At 74.9% G+C, this 24,359-nt stretch carries 23 protein-coding genes; 13 read left to right on the top strand and 10 right to left on the bottom strand.

All coding sequences use genetic code 11. The annotated features are described in order from the left end of the window. The first annotated feature begins 96 nt into the window (after positions 1–96). Genes ACRRSS_RS33250 through ACRRSS_RS33260 form a run of 3 tightly spaced genes read left to right on the top strand, consistent with a single transcriptional unit; the run spans position 97 to position 1,051 of the window. Complete coding sequence (locus ACRRSS_RS33250; protein ID WP_435974708.1) at positions 97–186, top strand: LPXTG cell wall anchor domain-containing protein; 90 nt, start codon at positions 97–99, stop codon at positions 184–186. 29 nt (positions 187–215) lie between these two features. Further along, on the top strand, positions 216–782 hold the full coding sequence (locus ACRRSS_RS33255) for an RNA polymerase sigma factor (protein WP_435974709.1): 567 nt from the start codon (positions 216–218) through the stop codon (positions 780–782). Continuing rightward, positions 779–1,051, top strand: a complete 273-nt coding sequence (locus tag ACRRSS_RS33260) for a hypothetical protein (RefSeq protein WP_435974710.1) — start codon at positions 779–781, stop codon at positions 1,049–1,051. The genes ACRRSS_RS33255 and ACRRSS_RS33260 overlap by 4 nt, the downstream gene beginning before the upstream one ends. A 92-nt stretch (positions 1,052–1,143) precedes the next feature. On the opposite strand, the gene ACRRSS_RS33265 is transcribed toward ACRRSS_RS33260, so the two are convergent. Together ACRRSS_RS33265 and ACRRSS_RS33270 are read right to left on the bottom strand one after the other, a co-directional pair. Continuing rightward, on the bottom strand, positions 1,144–4,305 hold the full coding sequence (locus ACRRSS_RS33265) for a sacsin N-terminal ATP-binding-like domain-containing protein (RefSeq protein ID WP_435974711.1): 3,162 nt from the start codon (positions 4,303–4,305) through the stop codon (positions 1,144–1,146). 342 nt (positions 4,306–4,647) lie between these two features. Further along, positions 4,648–5,577 carry a DUF3027 domain-containing protein gene (locus ACRRSS_RS33270; protein WP_435974712.1) on the bottom strand — a complete coding sequence of 310 codons (930 nt, stop codon included), beginning with the start codon at positions 5,575–5,577 and terminating at the stop codon, positions 4,648–4,650. A 414-nt stretch (positions 5,578–5,991) separates the two neighbouring features. Between ACRRSS_RS33270 and ACRRSS_RS33275 the strand changes: the two genes are divergently transcribed. The 4 genes from ACRRSS_RS33275 (at position 5,992) to ACRRSS_RS33290 (ending at position 9,627) form a co-directional block, all read left to right on the top strand. Beyond that, entirely contained in the window at positions 5,992–7,371 is a 1,380-nt protein-coding gene (locus ACRRSS_RS33275; protein ID WP_435974713.1) for an MFS transporter, read from the top strand. A gap of 153 nt (positions 7,372–7,524) precedes the next feature. Continuing rightward, on the top strand, positions 7,525–8,007 hold the full coding sequence (locus ACRRSS_RS33280; protein WP_435974714.1) for a DUF2771 domain-containing protein: 483 nt from the start codon (positions 7,525–7,527) through the stop codon (positions 8,005–8,007). Between the two features lie 7 nt (positions 8,008–8,014). After that, positions 8,015–8,776: a futalosine hydrolase gene (locus ACRRSS_RS33285; protein WP_435974715.1), complete on the top strand. Its 762-nt coding sequence runs from the start codon at positions 8,015–8,017 to the stop codon at positions 8,774–8,776. Then, positions 8,773–9,627: a 1,4-dihydroxy-6-naphthoate synthase gene (locus ACRRSS_RS33290; RefSeq protein ID WP_435974716.1), complete on the top strand. Its 855-nt coding sequence runs from the start codon at positions 8,773–8,775 to the stop codon at positions 9,625–9,627. Before ACRRSS_RS33285 ends, ACRRSS_RS33290 begins: the two co-directional genes overlap by 4 nt. Positions 9,628–9,666: 39 nt before the next feature. Here ACRRSS_RS33290 and ACRRSS_RS33295 read toward each other — a convergent pair whose 3' ends face one another. Beyond that, positions 9,667–10,050, bottom strand: a complete 384-nt coding sequence (locus ACRRSS_RS33295) for a cold-shock protein (RefSeq protein ID WP_351903669.1) — start codon at positions 10,048–10,050, stop codon at positions 9,667–9,669. A gap of 145 nt (positions 10,051–10,195) precedes the next feature. On the opposite strand from ACRRSS_RS33295, the gene ACRRSS_RS33300 reads away from it, so the two are divergent. Then, positions 10,196–10,474, top strand: coding sequence for a hypothetical protein (locus tag ACRRSS_RS33300; RefSeq protein WP_435974717.1), 279 nt, complete (start codon positions 10,196–10,198; stop codon positions 10,472–10,474). On the opposite strand, the gene ACRRSS_RS33305 is transcribed toward ACRRSS_RS33300, so the two are convergent. Together ACRRSS_RS33305 and ACRRSS_RS33310 are read right to left on the bottom strand one after the other, a co-directional pair. Next, on the bottom strand, positions 10,462–11,109 hold the full coding sequence (locus tag ACRRSS_RS33305; protein ID WP_435974718.1) for an HAD family hydrolase: 648 nt from the start codon (positions 11,107–11,109) through the stop codon (positions 10,462–10,464). The genes ACRRSS_RS33300 and ACRRSS_RS33305 overlap by 13 nt on opposite strands. Before the next feature lie 180 nt (positions 11,110–11,289). Further along, complete coding sequence (locus ACRRSS_RS33310; RefSeq protein WP_435974719.1) at positions 11,290–12,582, bottom strand: hypothetical protein; 1,293 nt, start codon at positions 12,580–12,582, stop codon at positions 11,290–11,292. Positions 12,583–12,654: 72 nt separating this feature from the next. On the opposite strand from ACRRSS_RS33310, the gene ACRRSS_RS33315 reads away from it, so the two are divergent. Continuing rightward, complete coding sequence (locus ACRRSS_RS33315) at positions 12,655–15,207, top strand: helicase-associated domain-containing protein (RefSeq protein WP_435974720.1); 2,553 nt, start codon at positions 12,655–12,657, stop codon at positions 15,205–15,207. 94 nt (positions 15,208–15,301) lie between these two features. On the opposite strand, the gene ACRRSS_RS33320 is transcribed toward ACRRSS_RS33315, so the two are convergent. Further along, positions 15,302–15,733, bottom strand: a complete 432-nt coding sequence (locus ACRRSS_RS33320; protein WP_435974721.1) for a hypothetical protein — start codon at positions 15,731–15,733, stop codon at positions 15,302–15,304. 161 nt (positions 15,734–15,894) lie between these two features. Here ACRRSS_RS33320 and ACRRSS_RS33325 point away from each other — a divergent pair, with 161 nt between their 5' ends. Next, the gene (locus tag ACRRSS_RS33325; RefSeq protein WP_435974722.1) at positions 15,895–17,535 is read left to right on the top strand and encodes a DNA repair helicase XPB; all 1,641 of its coding nucleotides are present in this window, start codon (positions 15,895–15,897) and stop codon (positions 17,533–17,535) included. 140 nt (positions 17,536–17,675) lie between these two features. Here the strand turns inward: ACRRSS_RS33325 and ACRRSS_RS33330 are convergent, their stop codons facing one another. Then, a complete protein-coding gene (locus ACRRSS_RS33330; protein WP_435974723.1) occupies positions 17,676–17,864 on the bottom strand; it encodes a hypothetical protein in 189 nt (62 codons plus the stop codon). Between the two features lie 296 nt (positions 17,865–18,160). Here ACRRSS_RS33330 and ACRRSS_RS33335 point away from each other — a divergent pair, with 296 nt between their 5' ends. Together ACRRSS_RS33335 and ACRRSS_RS33340 are read left to right on the top strand one after the other, a co-directional pair. Next, positions 18,161–20,230, top strand: a complete 2,070-nt coding sequence (locus ACRRSS_RS33335) for a HelD family protein (protein WP_435974724.1) — start codon at positions 18,161–18,163, stop codon at positions 20,228–20,230. A gap of 110 nt (positions 20,231–20,340) precedes the next feature. Then, the gene (locus tag ACRRSS_RS33340; RefSeq protein WP_435974725.1) at positions 20,341–20,913 is read left to right on the top strand and encodes a dihydrofolate reductase family protein; all 573 of its coding nucleotides are present in this window, start codon (positions 20,341–20,343) and stop codon (positions 20,911–20,913) included. Between the two features lie 103 nt (positions 20,914–21,016). On the opposite strand, the gene ACRRSS_RS33345 is transcribed toward ACRRSS_RS33340, so the two are convergent. The 3 genes from ACRRSS_RS33345 to ACRRSS_RS33355 form a co-directional block, all read right to left on the bottom strand. Next, on the bottom strand, positions 21,017–21,922 hold the full coding sequence (locus ACRRSS_RS33345; protein WP_435974726.1) for an aminoglycoside phosphotransferase family protein: 906 nt from the start codon (positions 21,920–21,922) through the stop codon (positions 21,017–21,019). Positions 21,923–22,017: 95 nt separating this feature from the next. Next, positions 22,018–22,707 (bottom strand): copper homeostasis protein CutC, encoded by a 690-nt coding sequence (locus ACRRSS_RS33350; protein ID WP_435974727.1) that lies wholly within the window; start codon positions 22,705–22,707, stop codon positions 22,018–22,020. A gap of 51 nt (positions 22,708–22,758) precedes the next feature. Further along, positions 22,759–23,727 carry a hypothetical protein gene (locus ACRRSS_RS33355; RefSeq protein ID WP_435974728.1) on the bottom strand — a complete coding sequence of 323 codons (969 nt, stop codon included), beginning with the start codon at positions 23,725–23,727 and terminating at the stop codon, positions 22,759–22,761. 181 nt (positions 23,728–23,908) lie between these two features. Between ACRRSS_RS33355 and ACRRSS_RS33360 the strand changes: the two genes are divergently transcribed. Then, a complete protein-coding gene (locus tag ACRRSS_RS33360; RefSeq protein WP_435974729.1) occupies positions 23,909–24,193 on the top strand; it encodes a heavy-metal-associated domain-containing protein in 285 nt (94 codons plus the stop codon). The last annotated feature ends 166 nt before the right edge of the window (positions 24,194–24,359 follow it).

The following is a 24,359-nucleotide window of genomic DNA, read 5'->3' on the forward strand; positions in this document are numbered from 1 at the left end:
GGCGGACGCGGGGTCGGCGGTGAATCCTTTTCGGGGTCTGCCGTCTCCTGTCCCCGTACCGGCCGCACGGGCCGGTGGGAGCGGGAGGAAACACCCATGATGATCGCCGGACTCGTCGTGATCGGAGCGCTGCTCGTCGGCGCCTGCGGCTGGCATCTGACGCGGCGCTCCAAGGGCCGGCGCTGAGCGGCGTCCGGGCGCGGGGGGCTCACGGCATGCGTACACGGGCGAACCGGCGCTTCACCTGGCCGGACGAGCGGCTGATCAGGGCCGCCCAGGGCGGCGACCTCACGTCGCTCACCACCGTCGTCATGGAGTCCCAGCCCCACGTCCGCAGGTTCGCCCTCTCGCTGTGCTCCTCGCCGCAGGACGCGGAGGACGCGGCGCAGGAGGCGCTGATCATCCTCTACCGGAAGATCGGCACCCTGCGGGCCACCGGAGCGCTCGCCTCGTGGATGTTCCGGATCGTGCGCAACGAATGCCTCCGGCAGGTGCGGTTCCTCGTCGCGCGGAGCGAGGAGGAACCCTCGGCCGAGCCCGAGGCGTCCGCCGAGGACGCCGTACTGCGCCGACTGGAGGCGGAGCGGATCGCGGCCGCGCTCCGCGCCCTCCCCCTCGACCAGCGGCAGGTCCTCGTCCTGCGGGACGTCCAGGGCCTGCCCGGCAGGACCGTCGCCGACGCGCTCGGCCTCAGCACGGCCGCGATGAAGTCGCGGCTGCACCGCGCCCGCGCGGCACTGCGCCACTCCCTGGCAGCGACCGAAGGAGACGCCCGACCGTGACCACCACCCCGCCCCGGAGGGACTTCGCCAGCGCCTCCGTCCCCCGCCACCTGGCACGCGGCGCCCTCGGCTTCGGGCTGGTCATCGCCTCGGTCGCCCTGGTGCCGCTGGCCGGCCCGGTCACCCTGCTGGCGGCCCCGCTGGCCCTGATCGCCTTCCGGGGCTGCCCCACCTGCTGGATGGTGGGCCTGGTGCAGACCGTCTCCCGGGGCCGTCTGGAGCGGCGGTGCGCGGACGGCGCCTGCTCCCTCGCACCCCGCGGGAAGTGACCCCGGAGGGCTCCTGAGGCCTCGGAGGGCTCTGGAGCCCTCCGGGGCCTCCGAGACCCGCGTCCCCGCGTGTCACCGCCCGGTGGTCCCGCTCAGTCGAACCAGCGGTCCCTCGCCAGTTCCGCCGTCCTCGACGGGTCCTCCAGGAGCGCCGCCACCTCGAAGCGGCGCGGCCACTGGCCCGCCGCCCAGGCCAGGCCGGCCGCCACGCCCTCCAGGGTGGAGGCGTGGACCGTGCCGTCCGGCGTGCGGCGCCAGTCGAGTTCGGTGCCCGCCGCCAGGAGTTCCTCGTGCTCGACGTACGTGGTGGGGGTCGACGGGCCCAGGAGGGTCCGGACCGGTTCCGGCACCTCGTGCTCCTCGCCCACCGTCGCCACCTCCGCCGCCACCGCCTCGCTGAGGCGCCGCACCTGGAACAGGTCCGCCAGGTCCGCCGCCCGCGACGGCGACACCGGGAGCAGCGGCACGCCGCCCGCCAGCGGCAGGAGGTCCGGGGCGTCGGCCACCATGGCCTCCGACGCGTCGACGACGACCACGGCGCCGTCCACGACCGCGCGCACCTCGTCCGGGAGCGTCACCTGCTCCGGGTCCAGGTCGGCCAGGGCCGTGTACAGGGCGTGGAGTTGGGCGTCCGTGACCTCGCGCTCCGGGTCCGCCAGGCGGGTCAGGAGTTCCGCCGCGCCCCCCGGCTCGTCGAGGAGGGCCGCGACCGAGGTGCGGACGCCCAGGGCGCGCAGGACCTGCTCGTCCTCGAAGCCGGTCGCGTCGGCGGAGTCGTACAGGCCGGTCAGGAGCGGGTCCGAGCCCTCCGCGCGCAGTCCGGCCGGGCGCCGGCCGTCGAGGACGGGGTGGTCGCGGAGCCACCACGCCGTGTACGAGCGGACCGTCTCCGTCGTGCCGTCGGGCAGCAGCACCCGTACGGGCTGGGTCAGGGCGTCCCGCAGCGGCGGGCGGGCGAGGAGGGCGAGCGCCTGTGGCCAGGCGTCGTCGGCGACCAGGTCCAGGTCCCGTACGGCCACGATCTCCGTCGCCACCGGCGGCACCGGCGACTCCGGCAGCCGGTCGAGGACGTCCTCGCACCACACGTCGACCGCGTCGAGGAGTCCGGCGTCGTCGGGCTCCGGGTAGTCGCCCTCGCGGGGTTCGACCTCGTCCGGGTCGAGGAGCAGGTCGGTGGCGCGGACCAGGGCGAAGGTGGCGAGGACTCCGCAGGCGGCGAGGGGCTGTTCGCCCCAGCGGGCGGCCAGGTCCGCGTCGACGTGGGCGAGTTCGTCCGTGCGCATGACGGCGGCGAACGCCGAGCCGGGCATCACCAGCTCGCCCGCCGGGGAGAGTTCGCCGTCCTCGTCGGGGAGGGCCAGGGCGCCCAGCCAGGGCTCCTCGCCAGGGTCGAGCTCCGCGTCCCGTACGAGCGCGAGGACGGTCTCGACGAGTTCGTCCGCGTCGAGGGCGTCCCCGTCCTCGTCCCAGATCTCGCCCGCGTCGAGGGAGGCCGCGACCGCCGCCCGTACCTGCGGGGTCGTCAGGACCGCGCGGGGCGTGGCGGGCAGGGCGCCCAGCTTCTCCAGGAGCGGGTGGGCGGCCTCCGGGTGGGCGACCTTCAGGCCGAGGCGGGTCAGCTCGGCCGGGGTCCTGTCCTGGGGCAGGAGGACCTGGCGGGGGCCGATCGCCGTACGGATCCGGGCGCCCTCCGCCGCGTCCGCCTCCGCCAGCGGCACCGGGAGGCCCGACAGGCGGTCCGGGTCGACGCCGGCGAGGGAGTCGTAGAGCCGCCACCACCACGTCGGGGCCCGGTCCACCCCGGCCAGGCGGTCGATCGCCTCGGTGAGGGGGACGCGGCCGACGCCCAGGGTCCGGAGCTCCGGACGCCGTTCGAGACCGGCCGGGAGGAGGGTCGGGAACACCTCGGCGAGGACGTCCACCGTGTCCGCGCCCGCTCCCTCCGCGACCTCCGCCTCGATCGGGCGGAGCGCCGGAAGCTCCTCGGAGGGCGCGGCCGGCGCCAGGAACGCGACCCTCGGCAGCCGGTCCAGGATCGCCTCGCGCAGCGCCCCGTCGAGGGGCCCCTTGCCGAGCGGACCGGGGACGAGGTCGAGCGTGGCGGTCGTCACCGGCTGCCATTCGGCGAGGAGTTCGGCGTACGCGTCGGCCGCGCGCTGCACCAGGAAGTCGGTGAGCGGGCCGGGCGCCGGGTGCCGCCGGGCGGTGTCCAGCGGCAGGGAGGCGATGAGGAGGGCGGGGATGCCGAGGGGTTCGTCGGTGGGCGTGGGGGCGTGCACCACCGGAGTCGTCCGCGGGTAGCGCGGGGCTCCCTCCACGTCCACGGGTACGGCCCAGGTGACCGACCAGTGGGGGCGGAGGCGCTCCTCGACCGGGCGGTCCTTCAGGAGTTCGGCGTCGAGGGGGCCGCCGTGGGAGACGGTGCGCCAGCGATGGGTGGTGGTGTCGGTGTCGGTGCCGGTGTCCTCGATCCGGACGTAGCCGTCGTCCTCGGAGCGGCGGAGGGTCCGTACCCCCTCCGGTGTCTCCACGACGATCTCGGCGAGACCCGGGAGGGTGAGGAGGAGAGCGTCGTCGACCGAGGCGAGGAGGCGCTCCGCCAGGTCGCGGGCGGCCGTGTCGCGCAACGGGAGGACGACGACGGTGTCGTAGCCGTCGGGAGCGGTGCCCTCGGCGGGCAGCGGAAGCCGCAGCAGGGGTACGTGGCCGTCGCGGCGGCGCAGTTCGTCGCCGAGGCCCGGGCTGGACTCGGCGGTGCCGGCGGCCAGTTCGCGGGCCTCCGCGAGGGACCAGCGGACACCGCCGTGACGGCCGAGGACGGCGGGCTCGTCGGTGACCGCGAGGACGGCGGCGAAGCCGACGCCGAAACGGCCGACGGCGCCGTCCGTCTGCTCGCGCTTCGCCGACGCCCGGAGCGTGGACAGCGACTCGGCGCCGGCCGCGTCCAGCGGGGCGCCGGTGTTGGCGGCGGCGAGGACCGCCGGGCCCTCGTGGTCCGCCGGATGGAGGGTGAGACGGAGACGGCCGGTGACGCCGGCGCGGTGGGCGGCGTCGGCGGCGTTCTGGGCGAGTTCCACGACGAGGCGGTCGCGGTAGCCGCCGAGGGCGAGGTCCTCCTCGGCGTTGGCGTCCTCCCGGAACCGGGCGGGCGACGCGCCCCAGGCGTCGAGCACCCCCCGCCGCAGCCGGGCGGTGCCGAAGGGATCGGTTCCGTCGGTCGTCGTCCGGACGCTGACGCTCACGTCTGACTCCACTCTGCGGGGCGATGATCGGTCCCCGGACCTCAGGACCCGGGGGCCCGAAGGTATCGCGCGCCAGGATCCGGTGAGGGCGGGGGCGCGGGTGGGGGTGGGGGCGTGCGGGGGCGCCGACCGGGGCCGGACGCCCTGCCGGGCGGGGTCGTCGGCGACGGCCCCGGCGGCCACGCGGCGGGCCACCACTCCTGCCGGGCCGGGGCCCAACGGGTCGCGCCGCGCCCACGGCCGCCTGCGCGCCGGCGGCGCCCGACGGGCGCGGCGCGGCCCGGGTGCGGGCGGCGCGGCACGCGCACCCGGCGGGCCCGGGGCGCGGCGCGCCTCGGCCGTCGGGCCTCGGTGTTACGAGTGGCCCAGGTCTTCCGACGTCGCGTCCGGTTCCATGGTGGAGCCGGAGTCCTCGGCCGGGCGGAGGGGGAACGCGTCCGTCGCCATCGAGTCGAGCACCGGCGGCGCAGGCCGCGGCGGCTTCGGCATGATCGCGGCCTCCGAGTGGCCGCCGCAGCCGTACGAGAGGGAGACGACCCGGCCGTCGGCCGGGGAGAACTCGTTGGCGCAGATGCCGAAGGCCTGCTTCAGGGAGCCGTCGAGCGGGACCAGGAAGGCGCAGGACTCGCAGGTGGCCGGGGCGGCCTGGGCCATCGGGGTGCGGGCGCCGAAGGCCTCGTCCCAGCGGTCGGCGGCCAGGTGCAGGCCGTACCGGGAGAGGACCCGGGCCCGGCGCATGCCGAGCTCGTCGGCGATCGCGGCGATCGTGCCGCGCGACGGGGTGCGGGTGACGATCTCGGCGTCCTCGACGTCGAGGTGGTCGGCGAGCTCCTCCGACACCGCGGAGTTCGGCGGCGGCACGTCCTCGCCCGAGTAGCCGGGTTCCAGGCGCAGGTCGTCCTGTTCGGTCGGCAGCAGGTCGCCGGGGCCCATGTCGCCGGGGCGGAGCCGCTCGCTCCACGGCACCCACTCGGGGGCGAGGAGGGCGTCGGAGCCGGGCAGCAGGACGGTTTCGTCAAGCGTGACGTTCTTGGCGCGGGAGGCGCGGGTGACCGTCACCGCCCAGCGCCAGCCGCGGTAGCCGGGTTCCTTGGACTCGAAGTAATGGGTGACGACCCGGTCACCCTCGGCGACCGCTTCGACGTGGGCGCCGACGATTCCGGGGAAGGCCGCCTCCTCGGCGGCCTCCCGCGCGAGGTCTACGGCCTCCGCGCACAGGCGGTCGGGGATACGCGTGGCTCGCGGGGTACGCGGGGTACCGCTTCGCGTCGTCGCAGCACTCACAGGTCTCGCTTCTCTCCTACGCCGTCTCACGGGTGCGCCGGCCGAGGGGCGGGAGCGAAGCCACGGGCGGCGGGCGGAGCGGACCTGTGGGCCGCATCGACGTCCGCGCACCCGACCTGTCTCGCGTGTCTCGGGCACACCTATCGCCATCCATTCTGCGGGATGCCGAAGAGGCGCGCGGCCGAGAGCTTCCGCCGGTGACGCGCTACGCACGCTACCCCGTTCGCGGGCCTCAGCCCACCTGCCCGCCCCAAGTGGCCCGGATCGCGGACGTCCGGAGGGGGTCCGGAGGCGGTCCGGAAGGGGTCCGGAGGGGGCGGGCGACGGTGACGCGAGGTGGTCGTGAGGTGGTCGTGAGCTGCTTCACCGTCGCGCCACGGTTCGTCCGGCGTGCCGGTGGGGCACTATGACGGAGTGGCAGACGCACGGTCCCCCGCACGATCCGAAGATCATGCCGGACCGCTCCGCCGAGCGGGCCGGAGGGTCGGCCGCGCCCTGCACCTGCCGTTCACGGGGACCGCGAAGGGCATCCGGAAGGCGACGCACGCGCACGGAGCGGGCGAGTCGGGGCTCGGGAAACTGATCGAGCTGCACGCCGTGAACGGCGCCGGGGACGTCATGATCACCGTCGCCCTCGCCTCCACCGTGTTCTTCTCGGTGCCGACCGACGAGGCCCGGGGGCGCGTCGCTCTCTACCTGGCCGTCACGATGGCCCCCTTCACGCTCCTCGCCCCGGTGATCGGTCCGCTCCTGGACCGGATCCCGCACGGGCGGCGGGCGGCGATGGCGGGCGCGATGCTGACCCGCGCGGTGCTCGCGATCATGATGTCGGCGGCGGTCGCCACCGGCGGGATCGAGCTGTATCCGGCGGCGCTCGGGGTGCTGGTGGCCTCGAAGGCGTACGGCGTGGTGCGCAGCGCGGTCGTGCCACGGCTCCTGCCACCGGACTTCTCGCTCGTGAAGGCGAACTCGCGGGTGACCCTGGCCGGGCTGCTCGCCACCGGGATCGCCGCGCCGATCGGGGCGGGGCTCCAGCTGCTGGGGCCCCGGTATCCGCTGTACGGGGCGTGCGCGCTGTTCCTGCTCGGGGCGTTCTGGGCGTTGCGGATGCCGCCGAAGGTGGACTCGGCGAAGGGCGAGCGGCGGGCGCACCTGCTGACGCACGGCGAGCGGAAGCCGAGCCTGCGGACGGTGGGGCCGTCGGTCCTGCACGGTCTGGAGGCGAACGCGGCGCAGCGGATGCTGTCGGGTTTCCTGATCTTCTTCCTGGCTTTCCTGCTGCGCGAACACCCGCTGTCGGGGCAGAGCGCCGCCGTCTCGCTGGGCATCGTGGGCGTGGCGGCGGGCGTGGGGAACGCGTGCGGGACGGCGGTGGGCTCGCTGCTCCGGGACCGGGGGCACGGGCCCGAGGTGATCATCGCCACCATGATCAGCGTGGTCTGCGGTACGGCGATCTGCGCGGCGATCTTCTTCGGCGGGGTGATGGTGGCGATCCTGGGCGCGGTCGCGGGCCTCACGCAGGCCCTGTCGAAGCTGTCCCTGGACGCGCTGATCCAGCGGGACGTGCCGGAGGTCGTACGGACCTCGGCGTTCGCGCGCTCGGAGACGGCGCTGCAGATGGCCTGGGTGGTGGGCGGCGCGATCGGCATCGCGCTGCCGTTGAACGGGACGCTGGGCATGGCGGTGGCGGCCGGGTTCCTCGCCCTGGGCGCGCTCCTCTCGGTCCGCGGCCTGCTGGCGGCGGCCCGCCGCCGGCCGGGGGCGAAGGGGCGTTCCAAGGCCCACGTGGCGTAGGTCGTGCCCGGAGGGGAGCGCCGCCGGACGCCGCGGGCCGGGCGGGACTTTCCGGACACGATCCGGCCCGGGCGGCGAACCCTTCCGGGACCGGACAGCGGCACGCCGTACCCCCGCGTGGCGTGGGCGCGGCGGCCCGATAGCCTTCGGCTCATGACCGTTGCGTTCTTCTCCGGCTCGCGCCGCCGGGCCGCCGTCGCCCTCGGGGCCGTCTCCGCCGGGCTCCTCGTACTCTCCGCCTGCGACAAGCCGACTCCGATCGCGACCGTCACGGTCGGGTCCGACTCGATTCACTCCGAGGCCTCCTGCTACAACAACGGCGACGCCATCAAGGAGTCGCAGATCCAGCAGTGCCTCAACAAGAAGGCCGAGAAGTCCATCACCGTGGCGATGGACGACAAGATCCGCTTCGGGGTCGACCCCGAGATCGCGGACAACGGCTGGACGATCTTCCTCGGCGGCCAGCAGGCCGAGCCCGAGCCGTACAAGAAGACGTACCGGACCATTCCGGCGAGCGCCTTCTTCTCCGCCCAGGGTGGTGGCGAGGCCCCGGACAACACCCAGGTGACCATCGTCGAGAACACCGGCAAGAAGCTGACCGGTATCTGGCACTTCCAGCTGAAGAAGGAATCCTGATCCTCCGGTGGTCCACCGGATCCTGATCGTGACGGCCGTGGCGGCGGAGGCGGACTCCGTCTCCGCCGGCCTCGGCCTCTGCCTCGGCGGCCCCGTGCTCCTCCCGCTGCCGGGGGGTCTCGTCCTGCGCCGCCACACGGACACCGCCGACGCCTCTGTCCGGGCCGATGTCCTGGTGGGCGGGGTCGGACCGGCCGCCGTCGCCGCCTCGACCGGGACCGCCCTCGCGTACGCCGCGCTGACCGGCCCGGACGGCGCCCCCTACGACCTGGTCGTCTCCGCCGGCATCGCCGGCGGGTTCCAGCCCCTCGCGCCCCTCGGTTCCGTCGTCGTCTCGACGGCCGTCGTCGCCGCCGACCTCGGGGCACAGACCCCCGACGGGTACCTGACCGTCGAGGAGCTCGGCTTCGGGCGGTCCGCGCACCCCGTGCCGGAGGCCCTGACCGGCCGTATCTCCGCCGCCCTTGACGCAGGGGGCCGGCCGCACGCCGTCGCGCCCGTGCTCACCGTCTCCACCGTCACCGGCACCGCCGGACGCGCCGCCGAGCTGGCGGACCGCCACCCCGGGGCCGCCGCCGAGGCGATGGAGGGTTTCGGCGTCGCCGAGGCCGCCGCCGCGTACGGCGTGCCCGTCGTCGAGATCCGGGCCGTGTCGAACGCCGTCGGCCCCCGCGACCGCGGTGCCTGGCGCGTCGGCGAGGCCCTCGACGCGCTCCGGCACACCTTCGCGCTGCTCAGCCCGACCGTCCTCGTGGAGCCCTCGCCGTGACCAAGCTGAAGATCGCCTACTCGCCCTGCCCGAACGACACCTTCGTCTTCGACGCCTGGGCCCACGGCCGCGTCCCGGACGCCCCCCGGCTCGACGTGACCTTCGCCGACATCGACGTCACCAACGGCTGGGCCGAGGGCGGCACCGACGACCACGACGTCCTGAAGGTGTCGTACGCCGTGCTGCCGTGGATCCTCGACGAGTACGCGCTGCTGCCCTGCGGCGGCGCCCTCGGCCGGGGCTGCGGGCCGCTCGTCCTCACCCGGGACTCCGCGACCGGGGCCGACCTCGCGGGGAGGACGGTCGCGGTGCCGAGCGAGCGCTCCACCGCGTACCTGCTGTTCCGGCTCTGGGCGGCCGAGAAGGTGCCCGGCGGGGTCGGGAACGTGGTCGTGATGCCGTTCCACGAGATCATGCCCGCCGTCCGCGACGGCGAGGTCGACGCGGGACTCGTCATCCACGAGGCCCGCTTCACCTACCAGAACTACGGGCTGCACCGCCTCGCCGACATGGGCGAGCACTGGGAGTCCACCACCGGACTGCCGATCCCGCTCGGCGCGATCGTCGCCCGCCGCTCCCTCGGCGCCGAGACCCTGCGGCGGCTCGCCGACGCGGCCCGCGCGTCCGTGCGAATGGCCTGGGACGACCCTACGGCCTCCCGCCCGTACGTCCTGGAGCACGCGCAGGAGATGGACCCGAGCGTGGCCGACCAGCACATCGGCCTGTACGTCAACGAGTTCACGGCCGACCTCGGCGAGCACGGATACGCGGCGGTCCGCGGGCTGCTCACCCGCGCCGCGGCCGAGGGACTCGTACCGCCCCTCGGCCCGGACGCGCTCGCCTTCCCGTAGCCGGGCCGCCCCCGCGAGGGCGACCCGTGACCGGGACGGTCAGACGTCCAGCTGGTCGGCGACCGCCCGCAGCAGGCCCGCGATCTTCTTCCCCTGGGTCTTCTCCGGGTAGCGGCCGCGCTCCAGCATCGGGGTGATGTTCTCCAGGAGCGTCGTCAGGTCCTGCACGATGGACGCCAGTTCGTCGGGCTTGCGGCGCTGCGCCGCGGCGACGGACGGGGTCGGGTCGAGAATCGTGACGGACAGGGCCTGGTCGCCGCGCTGGCCCGCGACGACCCCGAACTCGACCCGTTGCCCCGGCTTCAGCGCGTCGACTCCGGCAGGGAGCACCGACGAGTGGACGAAGACGTCGCCGCCGTCGTCGCGGGAGAGAAAGCCGAAGCCCTTCTCGTTGTTGAACCATTTGACCTTGCCGGTAGGCACGTCTGTCCTCGTCCTCGTCCTCGTCGATGGGGGGGGGTGGTGAACAGCGGGCCGACCGACCCGCCGCCACCAAGGCTAGTGGTCCGGAGGCCGGTGACACGACGTCGCCGATGTGTTCCCGTGGCCTGGGAACTACCCTGGCCGGATGCGTAGTGAAACCCCCGCCGCACCGGCGAACGACAGCGCTCCGGGAGACGGCCTCGTCAAGGCCGGTGTCGTCCTCTTCGCGATCGGCGCCGTGGCCACACTGGTCACCGTGGCTCCGCTGTTCCTCGGGACCGACCCGTTCCCCACCGTCGCCTACACCGTCTCCATGCTGATGGGGGTCGGATTCGCCGTCGCCGCCGCCGGCGTGCTGCGCTCGATCGCGGCCCAGCGGCGGCAGGCCCGCAGCGGGTCGGCCCCGACGGTTCAGGCCAGGTAGCCCTCCCACCAGGGACGGAAGTCCGTCAGGTCGGTCAGGACCACGTCCGCGCCGGCCTCCTTCAGCTCCTCGGGGGCGCAGGGGCCGGTGGCCACGGCCACCGAGAGGGCGTGCGCGGCCGCCGCGCCCCGGACGTCGCCGACGTGGTCCCCGACGTACACCTGGGCGCCGTGGGCGCGCAGGGCCTCCGCCTTGCCCTCGGCCCACAGCCCGCCGACGACCGCGTCCGGCTCGATGCCGAGGTGCGCGAGGTGCAGTTCGGCGTGGGGGCCGTTCTTCGCGGTGACGACGATCGTCCGGCCGCCCGCCTCGCGGACGGCGCGGATCGCGTCCCGGGCGCCCGGCATCGGCGCCGAGGGCTCGATGGCGTACGTGGGGTAGAGCGCCCGGTAGCGGGCCACCATCTCGGGGACCAGCGCCTCGGGGACCCAGTACGCCATCTCGTGCTCCAGGGGCGGCCCGAGACGGCTGACGACGAGGTCCGCGTCGACCGGGACACCGGTCTCGGCCGAGAAGGCCTCCCAGGCGGCCTTGATGCCGGGGCGGGTGTCGATCAGCGTCAGGTCGAGGTCGAAGCCGACGGTGGGCGGGGCGGCGGGCGGCGGGGTGGTCTCTGAAGTCGTCAGGGAGCTCATGACAGCCATTCTGGGGGACCCGGGACCGGGCGTTCGAATATTGGGTGCCGCTTACACCGACCCCCGGCCCGACGCCTCGGCCCGACCCCCGGCCCGGCCGAGGCCAGGCCGGCCCCACCCGGTCGACGGGCCCCCCAGGTGCCGGGCGTCGCGGGCCGGGCGGGACCTTCCGGACACCCTCTAGCGTCTGCGGGCGCGCCAGAGCAGGAACAGCGCCGAGGCGATCGCCGCGCCCCGCAGCACCCAGGGCCAGGTCTCCGAGACCGCCGCGCCCATCGCCTCACCGCCCGCCACCACCGGAGCGCCCCAGCGGCCCTCCACCCGGCCCCACAGCCACACGACGCCCGAGGCGACGGCGAGACCCGGGATCACCAGGACGGCGGCCTTCGCCTCGCCGGGGGTCAGCCGGCGGGAGGCGTACGCGATGAGCCAGCCCGCCGCGAGCGCGACCAGGGAACCGAAGACGGCGCCGCCGATCAGGAGCAGTGCGGCGAGCAGGACGAAGGGGTTCGCGAGCCGGAGGCGGGAGGCGGGCGCCGCCTCGGGCTCCGGCTCCGCCTCCGGTACCGCCGCGGGGGTCTCGGGCGCGCGGCGGCGCAGGACACGGGCGAGGCGGCGGCGCTTCCCCGGGGCGGTGTCCTCCGCGCCCTCGTCCTCCGCCTCCTCGTCGTCGGGGACGGGCGGCGTGAAGAGGTCCGGGCGCTCGACTCCGCCGACGAAACCCGGCAGCCCCGCGGCGGCGTCGACCCGCCACCAGTCCGAAACGCCGTCGTCGGCGCCGAGGACGCCGGTGCCGAGGAAGTCGGTGCCACCGGCCGGGTCGGTGGGGCCGGCCGGGTCGGTGGGGGCCGCGTCCGGTGAGGCGGGACGGACGGAGGCGGACTTGGTGGGCTTGGTGGGCTTGGTGGGCTTGGCGGACTTGGTGAGCTTCGTGGGTTTCGTGAGCTTCGTGGGCTTGAGCCTGCCGAACAGAGTCCTGCCGAGCGTGGACCCGCCGGACACGGACCCGCCGGACGTGGACCCGCCGGCCACGGACCCGTCAGGCGCGGCCCCGTCACGCGCGGCCCCGCCGGGGGCGGACGTACGCGGCTCCGGTGCGGACCCTCGGGGCGCGGGCGCGGGGCCCTCGGGCGCCGGGCCGTCCCCGGGGCGGCGGCGGCCCGGGATCCGGGCGCCGGAGCCCTTCCCCGGCCGCTCCCCCTTACGGGGTTCCGGCACCGGAGCCGGAGCCGGGGACGCCTTGCCGGGCCCGCCCGCCCGTTCCACCACCTCGTCCGGTGTGCCCAGCGCGCCGAGGATGCCCCGTACCGCCGCCGGGCTCTCCTCGCCGTGCGTGGCGCGCCGCCGGTCGATCTCGTTCCGGAGCGTCGACACCAACCGCATCCGGTCGCTCGCCGGCAGCTGCCGCTGCTGTGCCAGATCGCCGACCCGGCTCAGATAGTCGTAGACCAACTGGTCGCTCTCGATCCCCACGGTGCCCCTCCACGGCCGGTTCGCCCGGTACGGCCCGACGTTAGCGCCTGCGCAGCGGCTAACGTGGTCCGGATGGGGATCGGTGAGCTCGACCGGGAGGCGCACGTGCCCGAGGTAACTGGCGCCGCCGCGGCGCCCCGCACGCTCGCGGAGGCGCTGCGCGCGCGGGGCGACGAGGGGCTCGCCGCACTGCTGCGCGCCCGGCCCGACCTGCTGAACCCGGTGCCGAACGACCTGACGCAGCTGGCGACGCGCGCCGGCACGCGGGGTTCGGTGGTGCGGGCCCTGGAGCGGCTCGACCGGTTCGCCCTCCAGACGGCCGAAGCGCTCGCCGTCGCCCCCGACCCCGCCCCGTACTCCGTACTCCTGGGGCTGCTCGCCGGTGACGAGGGCGATCCGGAGATCGAGGCGGCGCTGCCGGGCGCGGTGACGCTGCTGCGCGAGCAGGCCATGCTGTGGGGCGAGGACGACCGGCTGCGGCTGGTGCGGACGGCGCGGGAGCTGCTCGCGCCGTCGGCGCAGCACCCCTCGCCGACGGGGCTCGGGCCGACGGTCGCGGAGGCGACGTCGGGGATGTCGCCGGGCCGGGTGCAGGAGATCATCGCGGCGGCGGGGCTGCCCGCGACGCACGACCCGGTGTCGGCGGTCGCGGCCCTCACGGGTCTCTTCACGGACGGGGCCCGGATGGGCGCGCTGCTGGACACGGCGGCTCCGGAGGCGCTGGCCGTCCTGGACCGGCTGGTGTGGGGGCCGCCGTACGGCGAGGTGACGGCGAACCCGGCGCCTCCGGTGCGCTGGCTGCGCGACCGGGGCCTGCTCCTCCCGGTGTCGGCGCGGACGATGGTGCTGCCGCGCGAGGTGGCGCTGCATCTGCGGGGCGGGCGGGCGCACCGGACGCCGGAGCCGACGGCGCCGGTGCTCTCGGTGCGGCGCGAGTACCGCCCACAGGTGGTGGACAGCGCGGCGGCCGGACAGGCGCAGCTGGCGCTCGCGACCGTCGAGGAGCTGCTGAAGTCCTGGGACCGGGGCGGGCCGCAGGTGCTGCGCGCGGGCGGTCTGTCGGTACGGGACCTCAAGCGGACCGCGGCGGCCCTCGACGTCACGGAGGAGACGGCCTCGTTCTGGCTGGAGCTCTGTTACGCGGCGGGGCTGCTCGCGTCGGACGGCCAGGCGGACGAGCGGTACGCGCCGACGCCCGCCTACGACGACTGGCTGGACCTGCCGCCCGCCGAACGCTGGGCACTGCTCGTCACGCCCTGGCTGACGGCGACCCGCACGGCGGGCCTGGTCGGCGGCCAGGACGCGAAGGGCCGCGCGCTCTCGGCGCTCGGCCCGGACCTGGACCGCGCGCCGGCCCCCGAGGTCCGGCACCGGGTCCTGACGCTCCTGGCGACGCTGCCGCCGGGTTCGGCCGCCGACCCCGAGACGCTGTTCGCCCGGCTCCGCTGGGAGCGGCCACTGAGGGGCGCGGCGCAGTCCCGCGCGGAGGACCCGGCGGCGCGGCCCGCCGCGGCGCCCACCGACCTGCGGTCGCGGCTGGCCCGGTGGACGCTGGCCGAGGCGGAACTCCTCGGGCTGACCGGCCGGGGCGCCCTGTCGGGGCCCGCGCGGGCCCTGCTGAACCTCCCGCTCGCGGAGGCCGCCGACGCGGGCGAGCCCGGCGGCGGCGTCGAACTGTCGGTGGCGGCCGGGCGGGCGGCGACGCTGCTCGCGCCGCTGCTGCCCGAGGCGGTCGACCACGTACTCCTCCAGGCGGACCTGACGGCCGTCGCGCCCGGGCCGCTGCGGCGGCCGCTGGCCGACGCGCTCGCCGTCCTCGCGGACGTGGAATCGAAGGGTGGCGCGACGGTCTACCGGTTCACGCCCGGGTCCGTGCGGCGGGCCCTCGACTCCGGGCGGACCGCCACCGACCTGCACGAGTTCCTCAAGGCGCACTCGCGTACGCCGGTGCCGCAGCCGCTCGCGTACCTCGTCGACGACGTGGCGCGACGGCACGGGCACCTGCGGGTCGGGGCGGCGTCCGCGTACGTCCGCTGCGACGACGACACGGTCCTCGGCGAGATCCTGGCCGACCGGCGTTCGGCCTCGCTCGGGCTGCGGAAGCTGGCGCCGACGGTGCTCGCGGCGCAGGCGGACCCGGCGTCGCTCCTCGAAGGGCTGCGGTCGATGGGGTACGCGCCGGCCGCCGAGTCGGCGGCGGGCGACGTCCTGGTCACCCGCGCGGACGCGTACCGCACCTCGGCCCGTACGGCCCCGGTGCCGGTCCCGGACGGCCCGCCCGCGCCCGACGCCACCCTGCTGGGCGCCGCGGTCAAGGCGATCCGGGCGGGCGACCGGGCGGCGACGGCGGTACGGCGGGAACCGGCCGCCCCGACGGCGGCGGGCACGCTCCCCCGCACGTCGGCGGCGGAGACCCTGGCGACCGTCCAGGCGGCGGCGATGACGGGCTCGGCGGTCTGGATCGGCTACGTGAACGCGGAGGGCGCGGCGAGCCAGCGGGTGATCGCCCCGGTCCGCGTGGAGGGCGGCTTCGTGACCGGCTACGACCACACGGCGGACGAGGTCCGCACGTACCCCCTGCACCGCATCACGGGCGTGGCGGAACTGGCGGACGACCAGGTGTAGGGGTCGTCCGGGTGTCGGGGTCGTCCCGGGGTCGGGGTCGTCCCGGGGTAGTCCCGGGGTCGTCCCGGGGTCGTCCCGGGGTCGTCCCGGTCGGTCAGGAGCGGACGTTTCCCGTCAGCAGCATGACGATGAAGACCGTCCAGAGGACGCCGCTGACCGCTGTCGGGAACCCCGCCGCCACGGCGCAGGCCACGGTGGCGAGGCTGATCCGCGTCCGGCGCCGGCGCCTGGTGCGGGCGAGGAACCAACTCGGTACGACGAACGCGAAGGGCAGCACGAAACCGCTGATCAGGAAGACGGGCACGGCGGCGAACATGCCGCCCGCGCCCGCCGCCGCCCACGACAGCGGGGGCGCCAGCACGGTCGCCACGAGCGGCGGCACCCACCAGCGCGGGTCGGCCTCGTCGCCGGGGGCGGGCGCGTCACCGGGGGCGGTCGCGGTGGGCCTCGCGGGCTCGACGGGCCTCGCGAGCGCGGTGGGCCTCGCGGGCGCGGTGGCGGTGGGCGGCGGGGTGCGGTGGGTCATGCCCCCATCCCACCTCCGACGCCCCGGCCGCCCCAGTGTGCGGGTACTCAACCGTGGTGGGCCCCGTACTCACGTGGGGCACCGGCGGCCGCCGCCCTCGTCAGGCACACTGGAGGATTGGCCGTTACGGGAACGGCAGGGTGGCGGAAGGACCTGATCACGTGAGTGGACCTCTCATCGTCCAGAGTGACAAGACGCTCCTCCTGGAGGTTGACCACGAGCTCGCCGACGCCTGCCGGCGGGCCATCGCCCCGTTCGCGGAGCTGGAGCGGGCGCCCGAGCACATCCACACGTACCGGCTGACGCCGCTCGGGCTGTGGAACGCGCGGGCCGCCGGGCACGACGCCGAGCAGGTCGTCGACGCCCTCGTCGAGTACTCGCGCTATCCCGTGCCGCACGCGCTGCTCGTCGACATCGCCGAGACCATGGACCGGTACGGGCGGCTCACCCTGTCCAAGCACCCCACCCACGGGCTCGTCCTGACCAGCACCGACCGGCCCGTCCTGGAGGAGATCCTGCGGTCGCGGAAGGTGCAGCCGCTCGTCGGGGAGCGGATCGACGCCGACACCGTCGTCGTGCACCCCTCCGAGCGCGGCCAGATCAAGCAGACGCTGCTCAAGCTGGGCTGGCCGGCCGAGGACCTCGCCGGGTACGTGGACGGCGAGGCCCACCGGATCGACCTCGCCGAGGACGGCTGGAGCCTGCGGCCGTACCAGAAGCAGGCCGTGGAGGGCTTCTGGCACGGCGGCTCCGGTGTCGTCGTACTGCCCTGTGGTGCGGGAAAGACGCTGGTCGGAGCCGGTGCGATGGCGCAGGCCAAGGCGACCACGCTCATCCTCGTCACCAACACCGTCTCCGCCCGGCAGTGGAAGCACGAGCTGGTGAAGCGGACCTCGCTGACCGAGGACGAGATCGGCGAGTACAGCGGGACGAAGAAGGAGATCCGGCCGGTCACCATCGCCACCTACCAGGTGCTGACGACCAAGCGGAAGGGGATCTACCCCCACCTCGAACTGTTCGACTCCCGGGACTGGGGGCTCATCGTCTACGACGAGGTGCACCTGCTGCCCGCCCCCGTCTTCAAGTTCACCGCCGACCTCCAGGCGCGGCGGCGGCTCGGGCTCACCGCGACCCTCGTGCGGGAGGACGGACGCGAGTCCGACGTGTTCTCGCTCATCGGGCCCAAGCGCTTCGACGCGCCGTGGAAGGAGATCGAGGCGCAGGGCTACATCGCGCCCGCCGACTGCGTCGAGGTCCGGGTCAACCTGACCGACTCCGAGCGGCTCGCCTACGCGACCGCCGAGGCCGAGGAGAAGTACCGCTTCTGCGCGACGACCGCGACGAAGCGGAAGGTCACCGAGGCCCTGGTGAAGAAGTTCGAGGGCCAGCAGATCCTCGTCATCGGGCAGTACATCGACCAGCTCGACGAGCTCGGCGAGCACCTGGACGCCCCCGTCATCAAGGGCGAGACGCCGAACTCCCAGCGGGAGAAGCTCTTCGACTCCTTCCGTACCGGCGAGATCAGCGTCCTCGTCGTGTCGAAGGTCGCGAACTTCTCCATCGACCTGCCGGAGGCCACCGTCGCCATCCAGGTGTCGGGCACCTTCGGGTCGCGTCAGGAGGAGGCACAGCGCCTCGGCCGGGTACTGCGGCCGAAGGCGGACGGTCACCAGGCCCACTTCTACTCGGTGGTCGCCCGGGACACCATCGACCAGGACTTCGCGGCGCACCGCCAGCGGTTCCTGGCCGAGCAGGGGTACGCGTACCGGATCGTCGACGCGGACGAGCTGCTCGCTCCGTAGCCGCGCGTCCCACGGCGGTCCGCGCGTGCCACGGCGGTCCGCGCAGGGCGCGGGTGTCCGGGGTGGTGGCCGGGGCGGGCGTCGTCGTCATGTGCCGATCACAGCAGCGCCGGTGGCGGCGCGGTAAGGCGCTGTCGTACTCAGTCGGGGCCCGGGGCGTACTCGGGGCGCGGGTTCCTGACCCCGGCCCCGGGCGGGCCGGGGTCGCCGAGGAGGACGACTCCGGCCGCCGCGCCGCCGAAGGCGCGTACGGCGCGCAAGGCCGTGCGGAGGGGGCGGACGCGGGGGCGGGTCACGGTGGTCACGAGGGTGAAGGTCGTCGCGGTCATGTCTCCATGATGGAATCCGGACATTACGAACACATCGCTCTCGGGGGTGAACCGGGGGCGCGCCGGGGTCCGACGTGAGACGGACCCCGTCCCCTACGGGGTGGACCCGGCGGCCGACGGGGGGAAATCCGTTCGCCCCGGCCCTGGCCCAGGAGTTACACTCGCCAGCTTCCCCGCCTCCCTCCGTGGAGAGCCGCCGCCCGGTCGGTAACCGGCGGCCACCTCGCCGTGACCTCGCATCTGTGCGTCCACGCCCGCGTGGATCCGTGTACCCGAGCCGGAGGCTCCCCGTGTCCGTGTCCCTGCCCGAAACCGACGACGATCCCCTCGCGCGCGAGCGCGGCCACCTGGCCTCGTCCCGCGCCGCCCTGCGCGCGATGCGCGAGGACGTGGAGGCGCTCGACATCAAGGACGTCACCGCGAACTGGGTCAACGCCGTCGTCCTGGAGCGGCAGATCGAGGACCGCATCAAGGCCCTCGCCGACCTGTCCGGCCTCCCGCTGTTCTTCGGGCGGCTCGACTACCTGCACACCACGCGGGAGGGGCAGCCGGGCGCCGGTGGCGACCCGATCGGCACTGTCTACATCGGGCGCCGGCACGTCCACGACGCGGACGGCGACCCCATGGTGATCGACTGGCGCGCGCCGGTCTCACAGCCGTACTACCAGGCGTCGAAGAAGGACCCGCAGGACGTCGGCCTGCGCCGCCGCTTCGGCTACACGGGCGGCGAGCTCACCGCCTACGAGGACGAGCACCTCTCCGACCCGGAGGAGCTGGAGCGGACCAGCCGGCTGCTCCAGGCCGAGATCGAGCGGCCCCGTGTCGGGCCCATGCGGGACATCGTCGCCACGATCCAGCCGGAGCAGGACGGGATCGTCCGCTCCGGCCTGTCGGGGACGGTGTGCGTGCAGGGAGGCCCCGGTACCGGAAAGACGGCCGTGGGTCTGCACCGTGTCGCGTACCTCCTCTACGCGCACCGGGAGCGGCTGGCCCGCACCGGCACCCTGGTCATCGGGCCGAACCGCTCCTTCCTCCACTACATCGAGCAGGTCCTCCCCGCCCTGGGCGAGTTGGAGGTCAAGCAGGCCACGGTCGACGATCTCGTCGCGCACGTCGAGGTGCGGGGCACGGACGAGGCGGCGACGGCGGTCGCCAAGGGCGACGCCCGGATGGCGGAGGTGCTGCGGCGGGCGGTCCGCTCGCACGTGGCGCTGCCGAAGGAGTCCCTCATGGTGGTGCGCGGTTCGCGCCGCTGGCGGGTGCCCGCGCACGAACTGGAGGAGATCGTGCGCGAGTTGACGGAGCGTGACATCCGGTACGGGGCCGCCCGCGAGGCGCTTCCGCAGCGGATCGCGCACGCCGTCCTGGTCCGGATGGAGCAGGCGGGCGAGGCGCCCGACGACCGGGTGCAGAACGCGGTCGCGCGGAACGCGGCGGTGAAGGCCGTCGTGAAGGAGTGCTGGCCGCTCGTGGAGCCCGCGAAGCTGGTGCTGCGGCTGCTGAGCGACCCGGAGTTCCTGGCCGAGCACGCCGAGGGGCTGTTCACCGAGGACGAGCAGAAGCTGCTGCTGTGGGCGAAGCCCGCCCGGAGCGTGCGGACGGCGAAGTGGTCGGCGGCGGACGCGGTCCTCATCGACGAGGCGCGGGACCTGGTGGAGCGGACGCACTCGCTCGGGCACGTCGTCCTCGACGAGGCGCAGGACCTGTCCCCGATGCAGTACCGGGCGGTGGGCCGGCGCTGCACCACCGGTTCGGCGACGATCCTCGGCGACCTGGCGCAGGGCACGACCCCGTGGGCGACGGAGAGCTGGGCGGAGGCGCTCGGGCACCTGGGGAAGCCCGAGGCGCTGGTGGAGGAGCTGACCGCCGGCTTCCGCGTGCCGCGCGAGGTCATCGCGTACGCCTCGCGGCTCCTTCCGCACATGTCGCCGGGGCTCGCGCCCGTCGAGTCGGTGCGGGAGAACCCCGGTTCGCTGGAGCTGCGGCACGCGGCGGCCCCCGAGGACCTCGACGCGGCCGCCGTCGCGGCCTGCGTCGACGCGCTCGGCCACGAGGGCTCGATCGGTCTGATCGCGGCGGACGCGCGGATCGCCCCGCTCGCGGAGGCCCTGACGGCCGCCGGGCACCCGTACCTCTCCCCCGGCGAGGAGACCACGGCCGCGTCCCGGCTGACCCTGGTCCCCGCCACGCTCGCGAAGGGCCTGGAGTACGACTACGTCGTCCTGGACGAACCGGCGGCGGTCGTCGACGGCGAGCCCGACGAGCGGACAGGCCTGCGCCGGCTGTACGTGGCGCTGACCCGTGCCGTGTCCGGCCTGACGATCGTCCACTCCGCCCCTCTGCCCGCCCAGTTGGATCAGCGGTGATTCCTCCGATGAGTTTCCGCGCCGCCCGGGGTCTCCAGGTGTGTACGTTGCAGTTGCCGCCGGGCCAGTGACCGGCGGCGACACCGGTCGTCACCCACGGGAGAACCCAGATGCGCACCCTGATCAGTTCCGCCTTCGTCTCGCTCGACGGTGTCGTGGAGGCCCCCGGCGGCGAGTCCGGTTACCGGAACGCGGGCTGGACGTTCAAGCACCTGGAGTTCCTCCCGGAGGCGTACGCGATCAAGGGCGCGGAGCAGGAGGAGGCCACGGCGATGCTGCTCGGCCGGGTCAGCTACGAGGCGTTCAGCACGGTCTGGCCGGGCATGGAGGACTTCGCGGGCTACAAGGCGATGCCGAAGTACGTGGTGTCGACGACCCTCGCCGAGGACGAGCTGGTGGACGACTGGGGCCCGATCTCGGTCCTGCGCTCGCTCGACGAGGTCGCCGAGTTGAAGCGGACCGAGGGCGGCCCGATCATCGTGCACGGCAGCGCGAGCCTCAACCGGGCGCTCTCGGACGCCGGCCTGATCGACCGTTACCACCTGCTCGTCTTCCCGCTGCTCCTCGGCGCGGGCAAGCGGCTGTTCAGCGCGTCGGACAAGGACACGCGGACGCTGAAGCTCGTCGAGCACGAGGTGTACGCCAACGGCATCCAGAAGAACGTGTTCGACGTCGTCCGCTGACCCCGACTCCGACCCTGACCCCGGACCTGGCCCCGGCCCTGACCCCGACCCCGGACCTGACCCCGGGCCCGGTCGTCGGCCGGGCCCGCCGGCTCGGCCCGGATCAGGGCGTCGCGTACTCCGCGAGGGCCTCGGTGCGGGTGCGGCGGGCCACCGCCGCGAGGACCCGGTTGGTCTCCCGGTACTCGTGCTCGGTCGAGAGGCCCCAGGCCAGGGCCCAGCCCCGGCCGCGCGCCCAGGTCGCCGCGTCGACGCCGGCCGCCTCACGGAAGAGCGGGCGGGTGTCGGCGGTGAGCAGGGTCCAGGCGGGCATCGTGTCGACGGCCGGGTCGCCCGTACCGAGACCGCCGAAGTCGATGACGGCGCTGAGCCGGCCGGCACGGCCCAGCAGGTTGCCCGGCAGCAGGTCGCCGTGGACCCAGACGGGTGCGCCGTCCCACTGCGGGAGCCGCAGGACCGCCTCCCAGGAGGCGGTCGCGAGCTCCGCGTCGACCAGCCCGTCGGCCGCGAGGTCGCGGATCGCGGCCGGCAGCCGGTCCTCCACCCATGCGGTGACCGGTCCGCCCCGGAAGGAGGCCGGTCCTCCGCTCGCGTCGACGGCGCGCAGGGCGGCGCCGAAGCGGCCCAACTCGACGGCGGCGTGGGCGAGATCGGTGAGCGGGGCGTCGTACGCGTCGTCCCCGTCGAGCCAGCGGTAGACCGACCAGGGCAGCGGGAAGTCCGGGCCCGCCCCGGACCGCCCCACCGGGACGGGGACGTCCAGCGGCAGGTGCGGGGCGAGCAGGGGCAGCCAGCGCTGTTCCTTCTCGACGTGCCGGGCGGCGTACGGGGCCCGGGGCAGCCGGACGACCAGGTCGTCCCCGAGCCGGAACATCACGTTGTCCGTCCCCGCCGAGGGGACGGCCCGGACCGGGAGGCCGGCCCACTCGGGGAACCTCCCGGCGACGAGCCGTTCGACGAGCGCGGTGTCGGGGGCCGGCGGGTCGGGGTGCGTCGTGGTGGCTGCCATGGCGGGGAGGCTAGCGAGCCCGGGCCTCCCCGGGCCACGCGTTTTCCGGACCCGGCCCGGGAAGCCGAGGGCCACTCGCCGGACCCGGAGCCGACCTAGGAGTCGAGGGCCTCTCGCCAGACGCGGACCGCGTCCGCCGAGACGGGGGACGCCCAGCCCTGCGGGCGGGCCGCGCCGCCGATGTGGAAGGCGTCCAGGCCCGCCGCGCGCAGTTCGGGGAGGTGGTCGAGGCGCAGGCCGCCGCCGACGAGGATCTGGGCCTCGTAGCCGGGCTCGCCCGCGCGGGCGGCCTCGGCCTTGAGGGTGGCCAGGCCGTCGTCGACGCCGGTGGCGGCGCCGGCCGTCAGGTAGGTGTCGAGGCCGGGCAGGTCCGCGAGGCGCTTGCGCAGGCCGTCGCGGTCGGCGGCGCGGTCGATCGCCCGGTGGAAGGTCCAGCGGCAGCCGTCGACGACGGTGACGAGGCGCTCGACGGCGACCAGGTCGGGCTCGCCGTCCGGGGTGAGGAAGCCGAGCACGAACTCGTCGGCGCCCGCCTCGCGGAGCTCCAGGGCCCGCTCCACGAGGGCGTCGGTGTCGCCGGCCGCGAATCCGTCGGTGAGGCGGAGCATCACGCGCAGCGGGATGTCGACGGCGGCGCGGATGGCGGCGAAGCCGGTCCTGGACGGGGTGAGTCCGTCCGCCGCCATGTCGGTGACGAGTTCGAGCCGATCGGCACCACCCGTCTGGGCGGCGACCGCGTCTTCCTCGTCGAGGGCGATCACCTCAAGGACTGCACGGTTGCTCATCGAGCCCATTCCTCCATGAATGACGGCTATAGGTCTAGTCCAATGACCAGCCTAGCCGTGCGCGTGGTCTCCCGCATCGTGCCTGGCCTCACCGGTGGCGGGGACGGCTGTCTTCGCGCCGCCCGTGGTGACCGTGAAGGACGCCGTGCGGACCTTGCCCTCGTGCTGGAAGTCGAGGAACAGACGGTACGTACCGGCGCTGGGCGCCGTCGCCGTGAAGGAGACGTCCGGGCCGGGGCCGCCCTCGTTCGGGTGGACGTGGAGGTAGGCGAGGTCGCCGTCGCGCAGGGCGACGAGATGTCCGTACGCCCCGAGGTACGGCTCCAGGTCGTCGACGGGCGTGCCGCCCCGGGTGACGGTGAGCCGGAGTTCGCCGGCCTTGCCGGGGTCCAGGGTGCCGCCGAGGCGGACCTGGTAGCCGTCGACGGTGGCGGTCGGGGCGACGGCGGGGAGCGGCTTCGGCGCGTACGCCCCCGGGACGGAGAGGTCGGCGCCGAGCGTGACGCCCTTCGCGCCGGGCGCGGCGGGCTTGAAGTCGGCGAAGGCCTTGTAGCCGCCGGCGGCGGGGAGGTCGACGGGGGTGGTCCAGGTGCCGTCGGCCGCCTTCACGGGGTGGAGGTGGCGGAAGGTGCCGAGGTCGCGCGAGGCGACGATGAAGTGCAGCTCCTTGCCGTGTTCGGTGGTGAAGGCGGTGACCTTCCTTCCGGCCGCGTCCTTGATCGAGAACTTCAGGACGCTCTTGCCGGCGGCGGGCCTCGGGGTCTCCAGGGCGAGGGTGTAGCCGTCCTGGGAGACCTGGAGGCCGCCGGGGAGCGCGGCGGTGTCCGCGGCCGCGCCCTCCTCGTGTCCGGCGTGCCCCTTCTCGGGCGTCCGCGAGGGCTGGGCCTCCGCGTGGTCGCCGTGGCCGGCCTTGCCGGGCTCTTCTCCTACGGGGCCGACGCCCTTCCCGACCCCGTAGGCGGTCCCGAAGGTCGCGGCGAGCGCGGCGGCGAAGGCGGTGATCTTCACTCCGGTGTTCATGGCTGCTCTCCCGTGCGTGGGTGGCGTGGGTACCCGTCCGATGCACTTCACCATACCCCTGGGGGGTATCAAGTCAAGCCGGGAGAACGCTTGCGTGAGATACCACCGGGGGGTATACATGGACTCACGAAACCAAATACCCCCCTAGGGTATTGGCCAAGAATCGACCGAGGAGGACCCCATGGGCTCCTGCTGCACCCCCGACAACAGCTGCTCGACCACCGCGGAGACCACGACCGTCGCGGTCGCCGAGCGCACCGTCACCGTCTACGCCGTCTCCGGCATGACCTGCGGCCACTGCGGGACCGCGATCACCGCGGCCGTCAGCGCCCTCGCCGGCGTCGTCTCCGTGGACGTCGACGTCGCCGGCGGCCTGGTGACCGTGACCACCGGCGGCGAGCCCGACGACGCGGCGATCACGGCGGCGGTCGACGACGCGGGCTACGAACTCACCGGGCGCGCCTGACCCGCCGCCCCACCCGGCCGCCGGGGCCGCGAGCCCGACTCCCGCGTCGCCGAGCCCGCCTCCACCCGGAGGACCCGGCGAGTGAGCCGAAGGGGCGCGGCCGGGGGAACAGCCCCGAGCGCGCGGAGCCTCCCGAGGGACGAGGGAGGCGAGCACGGTCGGGGCT

Source organism: Streptomyces sp. Qhu_M48 (assembly GCF_051305195.1).
Classification (GTDB): Bacteria; Actinomycetota; Actinomycetes; order Streptomycetales; family Streptomycetaceae; genus Streptomyces.

What these genes read in the sequence shown, in the direction of transcription:
- ACRRSS_RS33355 (WP_435974728.1), bottom strand. Translation starts at nt 23,727, where the DNA reads ATGAACACCGGAGTGAAGATCACCGCCTTCGCCGCCGCGCTCGCCGCG.
- ACRRSS_RS33340 (WP_435974725.1), top strand. Translation starts at nt 20,341, where the DNA reads ATGCGCACCCTGATCAGTTCCGCCTTCGTCTCGCTCGACGGTGTCGTG.
- ACRRSS_RS33255 (WP_435974709.1), top strand. Translation starts at nt 216, where the DNA reads ATGCGTACACGGGCGAACCGGCGCTTCACCTGGCCGGACGAGCGGCTG.
- ACRRSS_RS33315 (WP_435974720.1), top strand. Translation starts at nt 12,655, where the DNA reads ATGGGGATCGGTGAGCTCGACCGGGAGGCGCACGTGCCCGAGGTAACT.
- ACRRSS_RS33345 (WP_435974726.1), bottom strand. Translation starts at nt 21,922, where the DNA reads ATGGCAGCCACCACGACGCACCCCGACCCGCCGGCCCCCGACACCGCG.
- ACRRSS_RS33250 (WP_435974708.1), top strand. Translation starts at nt 97, where the DNA reads ATGATGATCGCCGGACTCGTCGTGATCGGAGCGCTGCTCGTCGGCGCC.
- ACRRSS_RS33350 (WP_435974727.1), bottom strand. Translation starts at nt 22,707, where the DNA reads ATGAGCAACCGTGCAGTCCTTGAGGTGATCGCCCTCGACGAGGAAGAC.
- ACRRSS_RS33305 (WP_435974718.1), bottom strand. Translation starts at nt 11,109, where the DNA reads ATGAGCTCCCTGACGACTTCAGAGACCACCCCGCCGCCCGCCGCCCCG.
- ACRRSS_RS33320 (WP_435974721.1), bottom strand. Translation starts at nt 15,733, where the DNA reads ATGACCCACCGCACCCCGCCGCCCACCGCCACCGCGCCCGCGAGGCCC.
- ACRRSS_RS33360 (WP_435974729.1), top strand. Translation starts at nt 23,909, where the DNA reads ATGGGCTCCTGCTGCACCCCCGACAACAGCTGCTCGACCACCGCGGAG.
- ACRRSS_RS33330 (WP_435974723.1), bottom strand. Translation starts at nt 17,864, where the DNA reads ATGACCGCGACGACCTTCACCCTCGTGACCACCGTGACCCGCCCCCGC.
- ACRRSS_RS33280 (WP_435974714.1), top strand. Translation starts at nt 7,525, where the DNA reads ATGACCGTTGCGTTCTTCTCCGGCTCGCGCCGCCGGGCCGCCGTCGCC.
- ACRRSS_RS33300 (WP_435974717.1), top strand. Translation starts at nt 10,196, where the DNA reads ATGCGTAGTGAAACCCCCGCCGCACCGGCGAACGACAGCGCTCCGGGA.